Source organism: Enterobacter sp. Tr-810, assembly GCF_011752765.1.
In the GTDB taxonomy this organism is placed as follows: Bacteria; Pseudomonadota; Gammaproteobacteria; order Enterobacterales; family Enterobacteriaceae; genus Enterobacter; species Enterobacter soli.
This window is the reverse complement of the sequence record NZ_VWWW01000007.1, coordinates 222,327-238,223: the sequence shown is the minus strand read 5'-3', so window position 1 is coordinate 238,223 and position 15,897 is coordinate 222,327. Positions and strand designations below refer to the sequence as shown.

The following is a 15,897-nucleotide window of genomic DNA, read 5'->3' as shown; positions in this document are numbered from 1 at the left end:
GACGAAGATGGCGGGTGGCGTGAGCTAACCCGCCAGTATTCGTGAAACGTCTTTAACAGAAGAGTGATTTATGGCTGCAACCAAGCCTGCATTTAACCCTCCGGGTAAAAAAGGTGACATAATTTTCAGCGTGCTGGTAAAACTGGCTGCGCTGATTGTGCTATTGCTGCTGGGCGGCATTATCGTGTCCCTGATTTTCTCATCCTGGCCGAGCATCCAGAAATTTGGATTCTCTTTCCTGTGGACTAAAGAGTGGGATGCGCCGAACGAAATCTTCGGTGCGCTGGTACCGATTTACGGCACATTGGTGACCTCGTTCATCGCTCTGCTGATTGCGGTTCCGGTGAGCTTTGGTATTGCCCTTTTCCTGACGGAACTGGCACCAGGCTGGCTAAGACGTCCGCTCGGTATTGCGATTGAACTCCTGGCGGCGATTCCAAGTATCGTTTACGGCATGTGGGGTCTGTTCATCTTTGCTCCGCTGTTCGCAACCTACTTCCAGGAGCCGGTCGGTAATGTCCTCTCTGCGATCCCGTTTGTAGGCGCCCTGTTTGCTGGCCCGGCATTCGGTATCGGTATTCTGGCCGCAGGTGTGATCCTCGCCATCATGATTATCCCGTACATTGCGGCCGTTATGCGCGATGTCTTCGAACAAACCCCGGTGATGATGAAAGAGTCGGCCTACGGCATCGGCTGCACCACCTGGGAAGTTATCTGGCGCATCGTTCTTCCGTTCACCAAAAATGGGGTGATCGGGGGCGTCATGCTGGGATTAGGTCGTGCACTGGGTGAAACCATGGCGGTGACCTTTATCATCGGTAATACCTACCAGCTCGACAGCGCATCGCTGTTCATGCCGGGTAACAGCATTACCTCTGCACTGGCGAACGAATTTGCCGAAGCAGAATCCGGACTGCACGTTGCTGCATTGATGGAGCTGGGTCTGATCCTGTTTGTTATCACCTTCATTGTTCTGGCGATTTCCAAGCTGATGATTATGCGTCTCGCTAAAAATGAGGGGGCACGCTAATGGCGACTCTCGAAATGCAAAGCACCGCTGAGCTGGCGGAATCTCGCCGTAAAATGCAGGCTAAGCGCCGTCTGAAAAACCGTATTGCGCTCACGCTCTCGATGGGGACGATGGCATTCGGTCTTTTCTGGCTGGTCTGGATCCTCTTCTCTACCGTTGTGCGCGGTATTGATGGCATGTCACTGGCGCTGTTCACCGAGATGACACCACCACCGAACACGGCGGGTGGCGGCCTGGCTAACGCCCTGGCGGGCAGCGGCCTGTTGATCCTGTGGGCGACCATCTTCGGTACGCCGTTGGGGATTATGGCGGGTATCTACCTGGCAGAATACGGACGCAAATCCTGGCTGGCGGAAGTCATTCGCTTCATCAACGACATTCTGCTCTCTGCACCTTCTATCGTGGTCGGCCTGTTCGTGTACACCATTGTGGTGGCGCAGATGGAGCACTTCTCCGGCTGGGCGGGCGTTATTGCGCTGGCGCTGTTGCAGGTGCCTATCGTCATCCGTACCACCGAGAACATGCTGAAACTGGTGCCGGACAGCCTGCGTGAAGCGGCTTATGCACTGGGGACACCAAAATGGAAAATGATCTCCGCGATTACGCTAAAAGCGTCAATCTCCGGGATTATGACCGGTATCCTGCTGGCCGTTGCCCGTATCGCGGGTGAAACAGCTCCGCTGCTGTTTACGTCGCTCTCCAACCAGTTCTGGAGTACGGACATGATGCAGCCGATCGCTAACCTGCCGGTGACTATCTTTAAATTTGCGATGAGCCCGTTCGCGGAGTGGCAGCAGCTGGCCTGGGCCGGGGTGCTGATCATTACCCTTTGCGTACTGTTGCTGAACATTCTGGCGCGCGTCATTTTCGCGAAGAAGAAACACGGTTAATTTTTTACGGCGCGGCACATCGCGGCGTCGAATGAGGAAATGAGTCAATGAGTATGGTTGATACTGCCCCGGGTAAGATTCAGGTTCGTGATTTGAACTTCTACTACGGCAAATTCCATGCCCTGAAGAATATCAACCTGGATATCGCGAAGAACCAGGTCACGGCATTCATCGGTCCATCTGGCTGTGGTAAATCCACCCTGCTGCGTACCTTTAACAAGATGTATTCGCTTTATCCGGAACAGCGCGCAGAAGGCGAGATCATTCTGGATGGTGAAAACATTCTGACCCAGGCCCAGGATATCGCCCTGCTGCGTGCGAAAGTGGGCATGGTGTTCCAGAAGCCGACGCCGTTCCCGATGTCGATTTACGACAACATCGCCTTTGGCGTGCGCCTGTTTGAAAAGCTTTCCCGCGCCGATATGGACGAGCGTGTGCAGTGGGCTTTGACTAAGGCCGCATTATGGAACGAAACCAAAGATAAGTTGCACCAGAGCGGTTACTCTCTCTCCGGTGGTCAGCAGCAGCGTCTGTGCATTGCGCGTGGTATCGCCATTCGCCCGGAAGTGTTGCTGCTGGATGAGCCGTGTTCAGCTTTGGACCCGATCTCAACCGGTCGTATTGAAGAGCTGATCACCGAGCTGAAGCAGGATTACACCGTGGTTATCGTGACCCACAACATGCAGCAGGCTGCACGTTGCTCCGATCACACGGCGTTTATGTACCTGGGCGAGTTGATTGAGTTCAGCGATACGGACGCGCTGTTCACCAGGCCCGCGAAGAAACAAACTGAAGATTATATTACTGGCCGCTACGGTTGATTTGCCTCAGTGCATGTGGAGAAACCATGGACAACCTCAATCTTAATAAACACATTTCCGGCCAGTTTAACGCAGAGCTGGAAAGCATTCGCACCCAGGTGATGACCATGGGTGGCATGGTCGAGCAGCAGCTTTCTGATGCGATCACGGCGATGCACAACCAGGACAGCGAACTGGCGAAACGCGTTATCGAAGGTGACAAAAACGTCAACATGATGGAAGTGGCGATCGACGAAGCCTGCGTACGCATTATCGCAAAACGTCAGCCGACGGCGAGCGACCTGCGTCTGGTGATGGCAATCATCAAAACCATCGCTGAACTGGAACGTATTGGTGACGTTGCGGATAAAATCTGCCGCACCGCGCTGGAGAAGTTCTCTCAGCAGCACCAGCCGCTGCTGGTCAGCCTGGAGTCGCTGGGTCGCCACACCGTGCAGATGCTGCACGACGTGCTGGATGCCTTTGCGCGTATGGATCTGGACGAAGCGGTACGTATTTACCGTGAAGACAAGAAAGTCGACCAGGAATACGAAGGCATTGTGCGTCAGCTGATGACCTACATGATGGAAGATTCACGTACGATCCCAAGCGTACTGACCGCATTGTTCTGTGCGCGCTCTATCGAGCGTATCGGCGACCGCTGCCAGAACATTTGCGAATACATCTTCTACTTCGTGAAAGGTCAGGATTTCCGTCACGTGGGCGGCGATGAGCTGGACAAGCTGCTGGCAGGTAAAGATCCGAAAGAGTGATGTTTGTGGCGGGTGGCGCTAGCGCCATCCGGCTTTGTTTTTTCAGCGAGTAATATCCCATCCCCGCGCCTTCCACAGATCCGGCAGTTGAGCCAGATCGGTAAAGGTCGTTACTTTTGGATGATCGATCGGTTTGTTGTGTGGATCGGCACAGAAGTAAAACACTTCCATTCCCGCATCAATCCCTGACTGTGCGCCCGCAGACGAGTCATCCACCAGAATGCAGTTTTCTACGTTGACGTTCATCGCCTTCGCCGCGTGGAACATCAGCGCCGGGTCTGGTTTCCAGCGCTGGATATCGTAGCCGCTGAACAGTTTTTCCGGGAAATGGTTCAACATCTCAAGCTTGCCCAGCGAGTGCTGCATTTTGCTGACCGGACCGTTGGATACCACGCAGATTGGCACTGTCATCGCATCCAGAAGCGCATTTGCCCCGGCAATGACCTCCAGCTCCGAGTCGAACAGGCGTGCGACCTCGGCGCGGTACACCGGCTCCAGAGCATCTTTTGCCAGAGCTACGCCGTGTTCTTCGTTAATGATGTCGATGATCTCGTACAGTTTCACGCCCTTAAAGCGTTTGAACACCTCTTCGAGATCGAGCGTAATGCCAAATTCCTGGAACATGGCGACATACGCACGGGAACAAATGACCTCACTGTCGACAAGCGTACCGTCGCAGTCGAAAAATACCGCCTCAATTCCGGACATGCCTTTCCCTTTTAACAAGTTTAACGTTTACGTGGTGCAGTTTTACGACACGCAATCGTTGCCGTATAAGCAAATTCAATGAAAAAAAGTACCCTATAACCGCCCTTATTGTCGCATTTTGGTATAGGATAGCGACGAATTTTCCCTCCTTGTTCGGAAATTGATGATGAGTCAACAACACACTACCCAGACATCTGGTCAGGGTCTGCTTGAGCGCGTGTTTAAACTGCGCGAGCACGGCACAACGGCACGCACCGAAGTGATCGCCGGTTTCACCACCTTCCTGACGATGGTCTATATCGTTTTTGTTAACCCACAAATTCTGGGCGTTGCTGGCATGGATACCAGCGCCGTCTTCGTAACGACCTGTCTTATCGCGGCCCTCGGCAGCATTCTGATGGGTGTGTTCGCGAACTTGCCTGTAGCGCTGGCACCGGCAATGGGTCTGAACGCCTTCTTCGCGTTTGTTGTGGTTCAGGCGATGGGCCTGCCGTGGCAAGTGGGTATGGGCGCTATCTTCTGGGGCGCGATTGGCCTGCTGCTGCTGACCATTTTCCGCGTACGTTACTGGATGATTGCCAATATTCCTGTGAGCCTGCGAGTGGGTATCACCAGCGGTATCGGTCTGTTTATCGGCATGATGGGCCTGAAAAACGCCGGTGTTATCGTGGCTAACCCGGATACACTGGTCAGCATCGGTCATCTGACCTCGCACAACGTGCTGCTGGGCGTGCTGGGCTTCTTTATCATCGCTATCCTGGCGTCCCGTAACATTCATGCGGCGGTGCTGGTGTCCATCGTGGTGACAACGCTGCTGGGCTGGATGCTGGGTGATGTTCACTACAACGGCATCGTTTCTGCGCCACCGAGTGTTTCCACCGTGATTGGTCACGTTGATCTGGCGGGCTCCCTGAACCTGGGCCTGGCGGGCGTGATTTTCTCCTTTATGCTGGTCAACCTGTTCGACTCCTCCGGTACGCTTATCGGTGTGACCGACAAAGCAGGCCTGGCAGATGAGAAGGGTAAATTCCCGCGCATGAAGCAGGCGCTGTTCGTTGACAGTATATCTTCCGTTGCGGGCTCCTTTATCGGTACCTCTTCTGTTACCGCTTACATTGAATCCTCGTCCGGGGTCTCTGTGGGTGGCCGTACCGGTCTGACAGCCGTGGTTGTCGGTATTCTGTTCCTGCTGGTGATTTTCCTTTCTCCGCTGGCGGGGATGGTTCCACCGTATGCGGCAGCAGGCGCGCTGATTTATGTGGGCGTGCTGATGACATCCAGCCTGTCACGCGTGAAGTGGGATGATTTAACCGAAGCGGTTCCCGCGTTTATTACTGCGGTAATGATGCCGTTCAGCTTCTCGATTACCGAAGGTATCGCGCTGGGCTTTATCTCTTACTGTGTGATGAAGATCGGTACCGGTCGTTTCCGCGACCTCAGCCCATGCGTTATCGTTGTGGCGCTGCTGTTTGTGCTGAAGATTGTGTTTATTGATGCCAAATAAACAGCAAGCCCTTTTCAAAGAAAAGGGCTTTAGTGTTTGCACCCTCTCCCGTGGGAGAGGGCTGGGGTGAGGGCAACAGGCCGCTCCGGCTTACGCTTTCACCCGCTTAATATAATCGCCAAACGCCGTCAGCTGACCTGCCAGATGATCCCGCGTGCTTTGATCAACCACTTCACCCGTTTGCGGGTCGACCTTGTTCTGAATCACACCGCCCATAAATTCCGGCTTGTTCATAACCATCGCATCCAGGAATACCAAAATCTGGCGCAGATGATACTGGCAACGCGCGCCGCCAATGGCGCCCATAGAGCTGGTCTGAATCAGCACTGGCTTACCAGACAGCGGCTGCTGGGGTAAGCGGGATAACCAGTCAATCGCGTTCTTCAGGCCACCAGGCACCGAATAGTTATACTCTGGCGTAACGATGACAACGCCGTCAGCCTGGCGAATCTGCTCTGCCAGCGCTTCAACGCTCTGTGGAAAACCGTCTTCCTGCTGAACATCGGCATCATACAGTGGGATATCACCAATAGACGGCAGCGCTGAAACGTCCATTCCTGCCGGAGCCAGCTGTGGAAGAGAACGGGCAACCATCCCGTTAAATGAACCTTTGCGCAGGCTTCCCAGTAACGTAACAACTTTCAACGTATCAGACATGATTACTCCTTTTTCATCATGATGGCCCTGGATGGGTCAGTTAAGGGTAAGAGCTTTTTCTGCCGGTAAACTGGTTAATCTCATTAAACGTGCGGCAGGTTCATTAGCGCGCGCCGGGACATCAGGAAGACTATGCCACCCGCGGCTGCTGTCAAATTCCCAAATTTTGAGGCGTTCAATGGCCGGCGTCACGGCAATTGACCAAATCAGAACATCTTCCGCATCACTGAGTGCCTCAACCAGTGCCGCTTTTGAGGCGCGCAAACGGCCGGAGCCGGGCAACAGCTGAAGCAGCCGGGCATCATCAGAGGCACAGCCTGATAATTTACGAATACTCTGGCGCAGCGTGATGAGTTGCGCCTTTGCTTCACTGGGATCGTTCTGGTTACGGATCCACAGTTTTTCGTTGCTTGAGAGCGGGTATTCATCAAGCGTATTCACTCCCAGGAAACCGGTGGTTGCTCGCTGGAGTTCCATATCCAGCCCGCAATCGCCTTCGGTGGTGAGGGCTACGCCAATAATGTTGCCGGTGTAAGAGATAGAAAAGCGGGGAAGTTCCGGGTCAGCAAAGACCGGGCGGCCTTCTGGCTGGGTAATGATATCCGGCAGCTCGCTGGTGCCGTACAGCATAAACATCAGCTCCGCGAGCAAGGCTCTGGAGGCTAAAAAGCGCGTCCGGCGATGTTCCGGGAGTTTGAGTGCCTCACTGTGGCACGCTGAAGAAATTCTGGCCGATACGAGGCGTCCTTCTGTGAGTATCCCTCTTGCAAAGTGCGTTGCCATTTTTCGCTCCTTGATAATGGTCGTATTCGGTTAAACGGTTACACATTATCGCTTAACTTCTCCTCTGTTTTAATCAGTAAATGGCAGTAAGAGAAGCCTGAGGACCGAACTTTACATTTTCTTAGGCAAAAATAGGATCGCTAGCTCAGTGGGGAGCCATACAGCGCCTTAATCGTCTCTCTGAGCCAGAGGATTTTCGGGTTGTGGCTGTTACGTTTATGCCAGATAAGCGTGAAGGGTACGGTCAGCTTTTCTGCCTGTGCTTCATCGACAGGAATAGGGAGTGCAATCAACTTACGCTGGTGGAGTTGATTGTAGTGATGGCAGTAGTGCGGAGCGGTGGCAATATAGTTATGGCCTGGCTGCGCTGCCATAAACATCGACTGCTCGAACCCGGGCAGGCTCATGGCGATATTCCGCTCGCGGCCCATCTCTCTTAGCACTTCATCGAGTGCCCAGGTATCGCTACGTTCCCAGTAAATACTGATATGTGGATAGCGCAGGAAGGTGTCGAGATCCCACGTTTCCTGAAGCGCCGGATGATCTTCCCGCAGATAAACACAAGGGCGGTCGCTGAACAGGATTTCATAGTCGATAAACCACGGCATCAGCTTAAGCAGCTCGCGGGAACGTGGATGCGTTTCGCGCCCGGTAAAGCCGAGGTCGACCTCTCCGCGCGTAATCGCGTCCAGCGAATCGTAATCCCACTGCCGCATCTTTACCGTGGCCTGTGGGTAACGTTGATTCACCTGCTCCAGCAGGGCATTGAAGCGGATCAGCATCAGCGGCGTTTCCGCTGCCATTTCGAATGTCAGGCCGCCCGGTGAGTCATGGTGGAATTTATCGAGGATCTGATTACCAATATGCATCCAGTCGGCCAGATCCTGCTCCAGACTCACCGTCAGCGGTGTAGGCAGCAGCCCTAGCGGGGTTTTCACAAACAGCGGGTCCTCAAACCAGTCGCGCAATTTCGCCAGTGATTTACTCACTGCCGACGGCGTGACGTTCATCCGCTTGGCGGCTTTGGTCACGCTGCGTTCCTGCAACAGAAGTTGCAGGGTTAACAACAGGTTAAGATCGAGGCTGCTGATGGGCTTCTTCATAATGTGCGGCGGTCTGTATCACCAGAAGTAAAAGAATGCAGAGTATGCTACAGCCAATCAGTATCCCGATCAGCATATTCAACGCGTTAAGACCAAGAACGGCCGCCAGCCAAATCCACAGCGAAGAACCGCAGACCTGGGCAATACCCAGTACCGAGCTTGCTACGCCTGCACGCAGTGAGAATGGGCCTAGCGCCTGGCTCATCGCCACGCCAAACCCAACGGAGAATCCGGCGCAGATAAGGGTAATGCCTGCCAGCATAATGGCATGTGAGTTTGCGGTGGCCAGAATCACGCCTGCCGCGAGGAACAGCACCTGAGAGGTGAGCATCAGCGTGCGCTGACGGAAAATATTCAGGGCAAAAGGCGTTGAGAACGAAACGGCCATGCTCACCATCGCCGTCGCTGCCATTACCGTGGAGTATTCACCGCGATCAAACCCCATCGTTTCCATAAGCAGAACCGGGGAAACGTTTACATAGGTCAGGATCACCGCCACGCTGAGAGTTGTGACGAGCAAACGGCTGATGAAAAAGCGGTTCAGGAGCTTTTCAGCTGGGTTAATCGTTGCATTATGCCCTGCATTCTGCGCGCCGGGATGTGTCTCTTTAAGTACCGCGACAGACAGAATAAAGACCAGCCCGCCCATCGCCGCCATTGTCCAGAACAGGCTCTGCCACGGGAACTTGAGCATAATCAGATAGCCCACAACGGGCGCCAGCACCGGAATAATGCAGGTGATGCCGTTCAGCATTGAGAGCACTTTGGCGCGTCGCTGGGCATTTAAGGTATCGCGCAGAATGGCAAAGGCGACCACGTAGCAACCGCCAGCGCCAATGCCCTGAATAAAGCGCCCGGCCAGGAACAGGCTGCTGTCCTGAGCCATTGAACACAGAACAGAAGCCAGCGCAAAAATCACCGCGCCGGTAATGGCGACAGGCTGCCGTCCCGCTTTGTCCGCTATTTTCCCGGCAAATACCATCGACGACGCCATCCCTGCGAGATAGGCTGAAAACGCAATATGCAGTTGTGCTTCGCTGGCGCCCAGATCGCGGGCGATGTGCGGTAAACCCACCAGATACATATCAATACCTGACGGATAAAGCAGAACCAGCGCAAAACTACAAAACAGAAAACGAGCCATAGATCCCCCATAGATGCAGGCAAGCAGAATAGGGGGTGAAAGGGGATTAAGCGAGTTGCCATTTGGACAATGGTGATTTCCTGGGAGGAAAACAACATTAGATTAAGGAATTACTATAATAAAAAGGCGGACACTTTATTATGTTGTTTTATATTCAGGTAGATAACGGAAAGCGTTTGTTTGCATTATATTGCTTTGTACTCTGAAGCCACGCTGATGATTCAACATGGCTGCAATAGCATTTTTGAACTTGAGTTAGCCATAATGCTTCGGACAATACTGACCATTATTGTCAATTCATAACATCAGGTGTATTTCTCGTGAGAAATATCATTTGTTTATAGACTGGTGTAGTCTTCATCTGACTCGTACTTTTTATCTGTTCCATCATTATTGATGGATGTAGAGTATTATATACGGGACAGATATTTTTGATCATACAGATGGATTCTCCGCGCCTGCACGTAACTCGTCTAACATGGTAAATTTTTCTATATCAATCGCCCCACCTTTTTTGTTTTTCTCAAAATGAAAAAGCAAAATAGAGTAACTATTAATATAATAGCAACGCTCACTATGATGTTTTTCTTTGATTATATCATATTCACACTAGCTCCCACTTAATAAACAAAAAAACCACCGATACAAACAGAATATATACCTATTGTTTTTGCTCATAAGATGAAAGTGTATCGATGAGATAATCCAACGTCTTATTCTGGTAATCTGAGCTACCTTCATGTATAAAACTTTTACCACAAGTTAATAACAAATTTTTCGGCTCTATGTCTCCACCCTTTCTCATGGCCTCAGCAACATCTTTAATATATGCGGAGCCTTTTCTGCCGCCATTGCCACAGCTAAATATTTTTCTCACTGCTGAGACTCCCGCACTCACATCGACTTTTCCACATCCGTTTCCCGGTGCCACGGTCCATAAAGGTAACATAGTGCAGTCCTGTATCTTCACCATTGTCGGTTGCAATGAAATAGTATTCAAGGTTCCTAATTGATGGAATCATACCTATAACTTTTTAGCTTGATTTTTTTACCTTCGATTTTGAAAACAAAAACCTCCCGGACGATACTTTTCGAATATTCTGAAAAGTATACTAATGAGATTTCATCGTTTGAAAATAAGCTGTGCGTGATTTTCTCTTTTTTTAGAGTGGATTTTTTATAATTCCCAAGATGTTTTTCTTTTGCCTCAGTCATTATATCGATGAATTTTTTTTCAGATGTTGCTGTCTGAAAATCGATTGAAGTAATTTTATATATATCACTGTATTTTTTTTGCTTGATATAAATCATGAAAGATATTAACTTCCGACTTGGCTGGTTCTACATCCACCGGAGAGCAACCACATATTAAGAATAAAGCTAAAAAATATATTTTTTCATGTTCTCTCTTATTAATTTACTAAGCATTCTTGCCACGTCTTACAAGCTAAAGACATAACCGAAACATCAACACCGACACCAACCCCAGCATGACCACCTAATGATATTAGATCTCCACTGGCAGTAATATCAATTGACGATGTTCCATATGAATCATCATGCCAAACGTCATATAATAATTCATATAAATTATACAGACCTAAAGGATCGATTAGCATAACGGGATTTAACGTATATCTGTACAAATTCCATCCCCCCCTCAACCTAATAGGATCCTGCGTAATATACCTTCCCTGCTTAGGGTTATAATATTTGTGACGGTTATAATACAGCCCCGTCTCCTCATCATACTGCTGTCCCGGAAGTCGAATGAGCTGCACCATATTGTGCGGGTTATTTTCACGGAGCACATTTCCCCACGCATCATATTCCGCTTCCCAGTCAATGGTCCCGTCCTGGCTGTCCAGTGCCAGCCATGGTCATAGCCGGGAGCTGGCTCATCTCTTATTCAATCCTTTTATTCAGGGATATCGACATTCTGTTTGAGATTTGTAGGTATCATCTTCAATTGGTGAAGAGCGGTATTTTTGACTATATTCCGCAGCCAATATTGTTGCATCTTTCATTTCTTCACTACTCATTTTACGAGTAAGCAAGTTAAGTTTATTTTCAGCATTTAGCGAACCATTAATAAAAGCAATATAATACCATGCATAGGCTTTTTTATAATCGACCGGTGCCTCTCCGTCGTTTTCCGTATAAAATGAACCAAGATTATTCTGTGCAGGAATATACCCCTGACATGCTGATGCTTCAACTAGTTGTAAAGCTTTCTTCTGATCGTCAGGATGTCGTCCCAAACCTCTGCCATAAAAAGCTCCCAGTGAATTTCTTGCACTCATAGAGCCGAGATTAACGGCTTTCATATACCAATCTTCGGCTCGTTTATTATCAGTTGGGATGCCATTTCCATCACTATATATATTCCCCAAGTTATTCATTGCTGCAGTGTTGTTATATTTTGCTGCCTTTGTATACCACTCTATGGCTTTATTGGTGTCTATCGGTACACCTTGCCCATTTATATACATGTTGCCAAGAATAACCTGTGCCCTTATAATATTTTGCTCGGCTGCTTTGTGATACCACTCGACTGCCTTTTGATAATTCAGGGTTACTCCTCTGCCATGCCTGTATGCATTACCAATATTAAACTGTGCGATGCCATATCCTTGTTTTGCTGACTCACTGTAAAGAGCAAATGATTTCTCATAGCTTTTGCTTACACCTTGCCCCGTTTCGTAGCAAAAGCCTAGTTCAGAAAGTGCAGATGGCTTACCTTGTTTAGCTTGCTTTTCGAGTTCTCTAATATTCTGGCAATTAAATAAGTTGTCTGTTTTTTTATCTTCGTGAGTTGATTTATAATTCGTATTAATGAAGTGATACATTATCAGTATAAATGCTGTGATGCCGAAGACCACTAGATACAATAGGGTGTGTTTTTTCATTATATGGCTCTTATATATGACTCATTGTTTTTGGCTGTAGGAAGATAAACTATCGATAAGAAAATCTGATATTTTTCCTTGAAAAAAACCAGAGTTTTTATTTAAAAAAGCTTTTGTGCATGTCAAAGTTAAATTTTTCATATCAGTTTCTTTCTCAACAATCAGAGCACTAGCTACATCATTGACACAGGCTGCACTTCTTTCCACAACTTCGATTGATGAGGCGGTTCCAAGCTCTAAAGCACTCATGCTAATAAGAGGGGCGCCTACGCTTACCCCAAATACAAACTCAGATAATGGACTATAAACATTATGCATTGTTTCCATATTATGTCTGACATTTTCTGCATCTCCTGGAGATAGATGAGCCACAGCTGAATTTATAGCGCCACAGTAATCAGCGTACCCTTTACCAAAAGATTCAATCCCCTGTAAGCCTAATGGGTCTGTGTTTGTAACAGGATTTAAAGGATATTGATATAAATTCCATCCCCCTCTCAACCCAATAGGATCCTGCGTAATATACCTTCCCTGTTTAGGGTCATAATATCTGTGACGGTTATAATACAGTCCGGTCTCTTCATCGAACTGCTGTCCCGGCAGGCGGATGAGCTGCGCCAGATTATGCGGGTTATTTTCACGGAGCACATTTCCCCACGCATCATATTCCGCTTCCCAGTCAATGGTCCCGTCCTGGCTGACCAGTGCCAGCGGCAGACCCCGGTGGTCGCAGTGGTACAGATGCATTTTTCTCTCTGGTGTATATTCCGGTTCTATCTGGTTTTGTATCTGCTCAGGCGTCAGCCCGCACTGCGCCAGCCATGCCCGGTTTGCGTCGCCGAGCTCTCCGCGCTGAAGCTCCGATTCCATGTTATCCACCTGTGCCACCAGCTCCGGCGGGAAGGTCACGTTCGCTTCCTGCTGAAACTTATCTGCCAGCGTGCGGCGTGCCGTTTTAGCCAGTTCAGCACACTGTGTTTCCACCCGGACGAGCGGTGTGAAACTGCCCGGCAGATATATGGTCTGGATGCGCTGAGCATTCGTCTGTGTGGCGGCCAGTCTGTCGCCGTCCCAGCCGTACCACGTTACCTCCGGGGTATTACACTCTTCTCCTGCCCAGACCCGTTTACCGAGGCGGCGCCCCATCGGGTCACAGACATAACGACTTTCCCGTAACACTGTTCCCTGTTGTTCACAACGGTAATGCACCAGCCGGTGCTGGTTATCGTAGCGATAGTGGTGACTGTAGCTGCCGCCGTCGCGGATGCAGCGCTCATCTTTTTCCGTCAGTCTGCCGTGTTCGTCATGATGGTAAAAGAACTCTGCGTCTTCACTGATGCGGTTACCCTGCCACCGTGCGGGCAGAGACGGATATTGTTCCCGGTCAGTCACCCGGTTGCCCGCCGGGTCGGTCATGAAGCCTTCGTTGGTGTCTGCGGGAGTTAAATGCACTCGGATCAGCCGTCCGGCGGCATCATACCGGTAGTGGTGTTGCTGAAGGGGACCGATGATGCGGACCAGCAGCCCGCTGTCGCTGTAAGCGTAGTCCCGGCTCAGTGCCGGCAGGTTCAGCATGTGGTGCTGTAACTGCCCGGCAGGGCTGTATGCCGTGGTCTGTTCGTAAGTCCCGAACGTGCGCTGCGTCTCCCGGTGCAGCCGGTCGCGGGTGAAATCGACCAGCGGCGTGTCACCGAGTTTCAGCCCGGCAATATAGCCGGAGCCGTAGGTGAGCCACTCCACTGGCGGGAGAGTGTCGGGGGTGGTCCGGGTTGCCACCCCTCCTGAATAATCGTGTCCGGTGACATGCTGCCACAGCAGCGCCCCCGTTCCGGGATGCTGCACCGTCTGGCGCTCAAGAGTTATCCGGCCCTGTTTGTCATACTCATACTGTACGGCGACACGGTGCCCGTCACTGAGGTGGCTGACTTCTGTCAGCCAGCCACGTTCACTGTACTGCCACTGCTCTGCCTCCGCATCGTTCACGGTGCGGTGCGTCAGATGGTCCGATTCATCGTAGTGCCACAGGGTGACGAGACGTTCATCCTCACTGCGGACAAGCTGTCCGTTGATGCTGTAGTGATAACGCTGCGTCCTGCCGTCAAAGCCTGTTTCCTGCGTCAGCCTGTCCATCAGGTCGTAATGAAAGGTGGTACTGGCCCCGTTCTCATTAACAAGCCGGATGGTACGCCCGGCTGTGTCGTATTCCATCCGCCGTGTCAGTCCGCCTTCGGTGGTGCTGACCGGACGTCCGGCCGCATCGTACTCTGTGGTTTGTCTGCTGCCGTCCGGGTGAATCACGGCCGTGAGGTCGCCCGCCAGGCTGTACTCGTATCGCGTTTCATGACCCTGAGCATTTTGCCGGCGAATAAGCCTGCCCCGCTCATCGTAAACGCGGTGCTGACTGAGGCCTTCTTCCTGATAAATGGCAGTCATCTGCCCGAACCGGTTATATTCATACCGGGTCTGGTAGCCGGAACAGTCGGTCAGGGTCAGCAGTTGCCCGTATCGACTCCAGGTCATGTGCTTTTTACTGCCGGTGTCATCTTCAACCGCAGAGGGCATTTCACTGTGCGGATCATCATAAAAATAACGGGTGATATCTCCGCTGCGGGACTTTTCCTGCATCAGTCTTCCGGCGTCGTCGTATTTCTGTTCGCTCTCCCGTCCGTCAGGCCAGACTGTGGACGTTAGCTGCCTCTGGTTACTGTAATAAAATTGTATGGTTCTGCCATCGGGACTCACAATGGTATCCACATTGCCGGAGCCCACATTCAGCCGGTATTCGGTCTGGCGACAGGCAGCATCAGTCGTCGCCACCATGCGTCCCGCGTGGTCAAATTCCCGCGAAATCATACTGCCGTCGGCTTTTTCTTCCCGGACGATCCGCTTTAATCCGCCCTGGCCTTCGGTGTGCAGCACCTCGCGACGATTCAGACAGTCAGTAATGACGACGGCATGTTTTTTATATTCGTAGCGATAGCTCAGGCCTGCCGGGTTGTGTTGCTCCACCACCAGGCCGGAGGCGTCATAGCCGTAGGTGATCTGTGGGCGACCGGCGTGCTGGTGCGCGGTCATGCGCCCGGGGTGATTATCGTCGTAGATAAAACTGCGCACCTGTGTGCCTGAGTGGTCGTACACCGCCGACAACTCGCCACGCGGGGTGTAGGTATAGCGGGCCAGGGGTAACGCCGGGAGATTCTCCGGGTATTCCGGATCGAGCGTCAGCCACACTGCTTCAAGGCGAATACCGTTGTCTTCGCCATAGCCGGAGAGTGGCATTGTCTGTGGATAATCCGGGCTGCTGACGCCGGAAGAATCCGTCTGTTTATGCGCGGTTGCCGCCCTCTGCGCCTGTGAGGTCAGCGTCAGCCGGAAACGCCTGCCTGCGCCATCGGTAACGGCGGTGATGTTGCCGGTAAATATCCCGTCCAGGTCGCGGTGAAACGCAAGCGTGCGACCGAAGCAGTCCGCCAGCCCGGTCAGTATCCGGTATGGCGGGAGTGGGGCCGGCAGGGGTTCACCCGCTTCCGGTATGCGTTCAGGCCAGCCGAGTATCCACCACGGCCCCTGCGCGCTGTTGGTTGCCAGGTAAAGGT

At 51.4% G+C, this 15,897-nt stretch carries 12 protein-coding genes and 2 pseudogenes; 5 read left to right on the top strand and 9 right to left on the bottom strand.

Annotation, left to right across the window (positions count from 1 at the left end; genetic code table 11):
- Nucleotides 1-70: 70 nt before the first annotated feature.
- Genes pstC through phoU form a run of 4 tightly spaced genes read left to right on the top strand, consistent with a single transcriptional unit; the run spans nucleotide 71 to nucleotide 3,493 of the window.
- Nucleotides 71-1,030 (top strand): phosphate ABC transporter permease PstC, encoded by a 960-nt coding sequence (gene pstC, locus F3J30_RS19060; RefSeq protein ID WP_014072443.1) that lies wholly within the window; start codon nucleotides 71-73, stop codon nucleotides 1,028-1,030.
- Nucleotides 1,030-1,920: a phosphate ABC transporter permease PstA gene (gene pstA / locus F3J30_RS19055; protein WP_014072444.1), complete on the top strand. Its 891-nt coding sequence runs from the start codon at nucleotides 1,030-1,032 to the stop codon at nucleotides 1,918-1,920. The genes pstC and pstA overlap by 1 nt, the downstream gene beginning before the upstream one ends.
- 47 nt (nucleotides 1,921-1,967) lie before the next feature.
- Entirely contained in the window at nucleotides 1,968-2,741 is a 774-nt protein-coding gene (gene pstB / locus F3J30_RS19050) for a phosphate ABC transporter ATP-binding protein PstB (RefSeq protein ID WP_010426574.1), read from the top strand.
- 26 nt (nucleotides 2,742-2,767) lie between these two features.
- Nucleotides 2,768-3,493, top strand: coding sequence for a phosphate signaling complex protein PhoU (gene phoU / locus F3J30_RS19045; RefSeq protein WP_008500182.1), 726 nt, complete (start codon nucleotides 2,768-2,770; stop codon nucleotides 3,491-3,493).
- A gap of 42 nt (nucleotides 3,494-3,535) precedes the next feature.
- Here the strand turns inward: phoU and yieH are convergent, their stop codons facing one another.
- A complete protein-coding gene (gene yieH / locus F3J30_RS19040) occupies nucleotides 3,536-4,201 on the bottom strand; it encodes a 6-phosphogluconate phosphatase (RefSeq protein ID WP_166718222.1) in 666 nt (221 codons plus the stop codon).
- Between the two features lie 166 nt (nucleotides 4,202-4,367).
- On the opposite strand from yieH, the gene adeP reads away from it, so the two are divergent.
- Nucleotides 4,368-5,705, top strand: a complete 1,338-nt coding sequence (gene adeP, locus F3J30_RS19035; protein WP_166718240.1) for an adenine permease AdeP — start codon at nucleotides 4,368-4,370, stop codon at nucleotides 5,703-5,705.
- A 90-nt stretch (nucleotides 5,706-5,795) separates the two neighbouring features.
- Here the strand turns inward: adeP and F3J30_RS19030 are convergent, their stop codons facing one another.
- The 8 genes and pseudogenes from F3J30_RS19030 to F3J30_RS18995 form a co-directional block, all read right to left on the bottom strand.
- Entirely contained in the window at nucleotides 5,796-6,362 is a 567-nt protein-coding gene (locus F3J30_RS19030) for an NADPH-dependent FMN reductase (protein WP_014072446.1), read from the bottom strand.
- A gap of 36 nt (nucleotides 6,363-6,398) precedes the next feature.
- Nucleotides 6,399-7,145, bottom strand: coding sequence for a phosphopantetheinyl transferase (locus tag F3J30_RS19025; protein WP_166718221.1), 747 nt, complete (start codon nucleotides 7,143-7,145; stop codon nucleotides 6,399-6,401).
- A gap of 140 nt (nucleotides 7,146-7,285) precedes the next feature.
- On the bottom strand, nucleotides 7,286-8,248 hold the full coding sequence (gene yidZ / locus F3J30_RS19020; RefSeq protein ID WP_166718220.1) for an HTH-type transcriptional regulator YidZ: 963 nt from the start codon (nucleotides 8,246-8,248) through the stop codon (nucleotides 7,286-7,288).
- On the bottom strand, nucleotides 8,217-9,392 hold the full coding sequence (locus F3J30_RS19015) for an MFS transporter (RefSeq protein WP_166718219.1): 1,176 nt from the start codon (nucleotides 9,390-9,392) through the stop codon (nucleotides 8,217-8,219). Before F3J30_RS19015 ends, yidZ begins: the two co-directional genes overlap by 32 nt.
- Nucleotides 9,393-10,053: 661 nt before the next feature.
- Complete coding sequence (locus F3J30_RS19010) at nucleotides 10,054-10,341, bottom strand: hypothetical protein (RefSeq protein WP_166718080.1); 288 nt, start codon at nucleotides 10,339-10,341, stop codon at nucleotides 10,054-10,056.
- 463 nt (nucleotides 10,342-10,804) lie between these two features.
- A pseudogene (locus F3J30_RS19005) lies at nucleotides 10,805-11,272 on the bottom strand (RHS repeat-associated core domain-containing protein); the annotation flags it as partial.
- A 42-nt stretch (nucleotides 11,273-11,314) separates the two neighbouring features.
- Nucleotides 11,315-12,301 carry a tetratricopeptide repeat protein gene (locus F3J30_RS19000; protein ID WP_166718218.1) on the bottom strand — a complete coding sequence of 329 codons (987 nt, stop codon included), beginning with the start codon at nucleotides 12,299-12,301 and terminating at the stop codon, nucleotides 11,315-11,317.
- Between the two features lie 432 nt (nucleotides 12,302-12,733).
- Nucleotides 12,734-15,517, bottom strand: a pseudogene (locus F3J30_RS18995) (RHS repeat domain-containing protein); the annotation flags it as partial.
- Nucleotides 15,518-15,897: the final 380 nt, after the last annotated feature.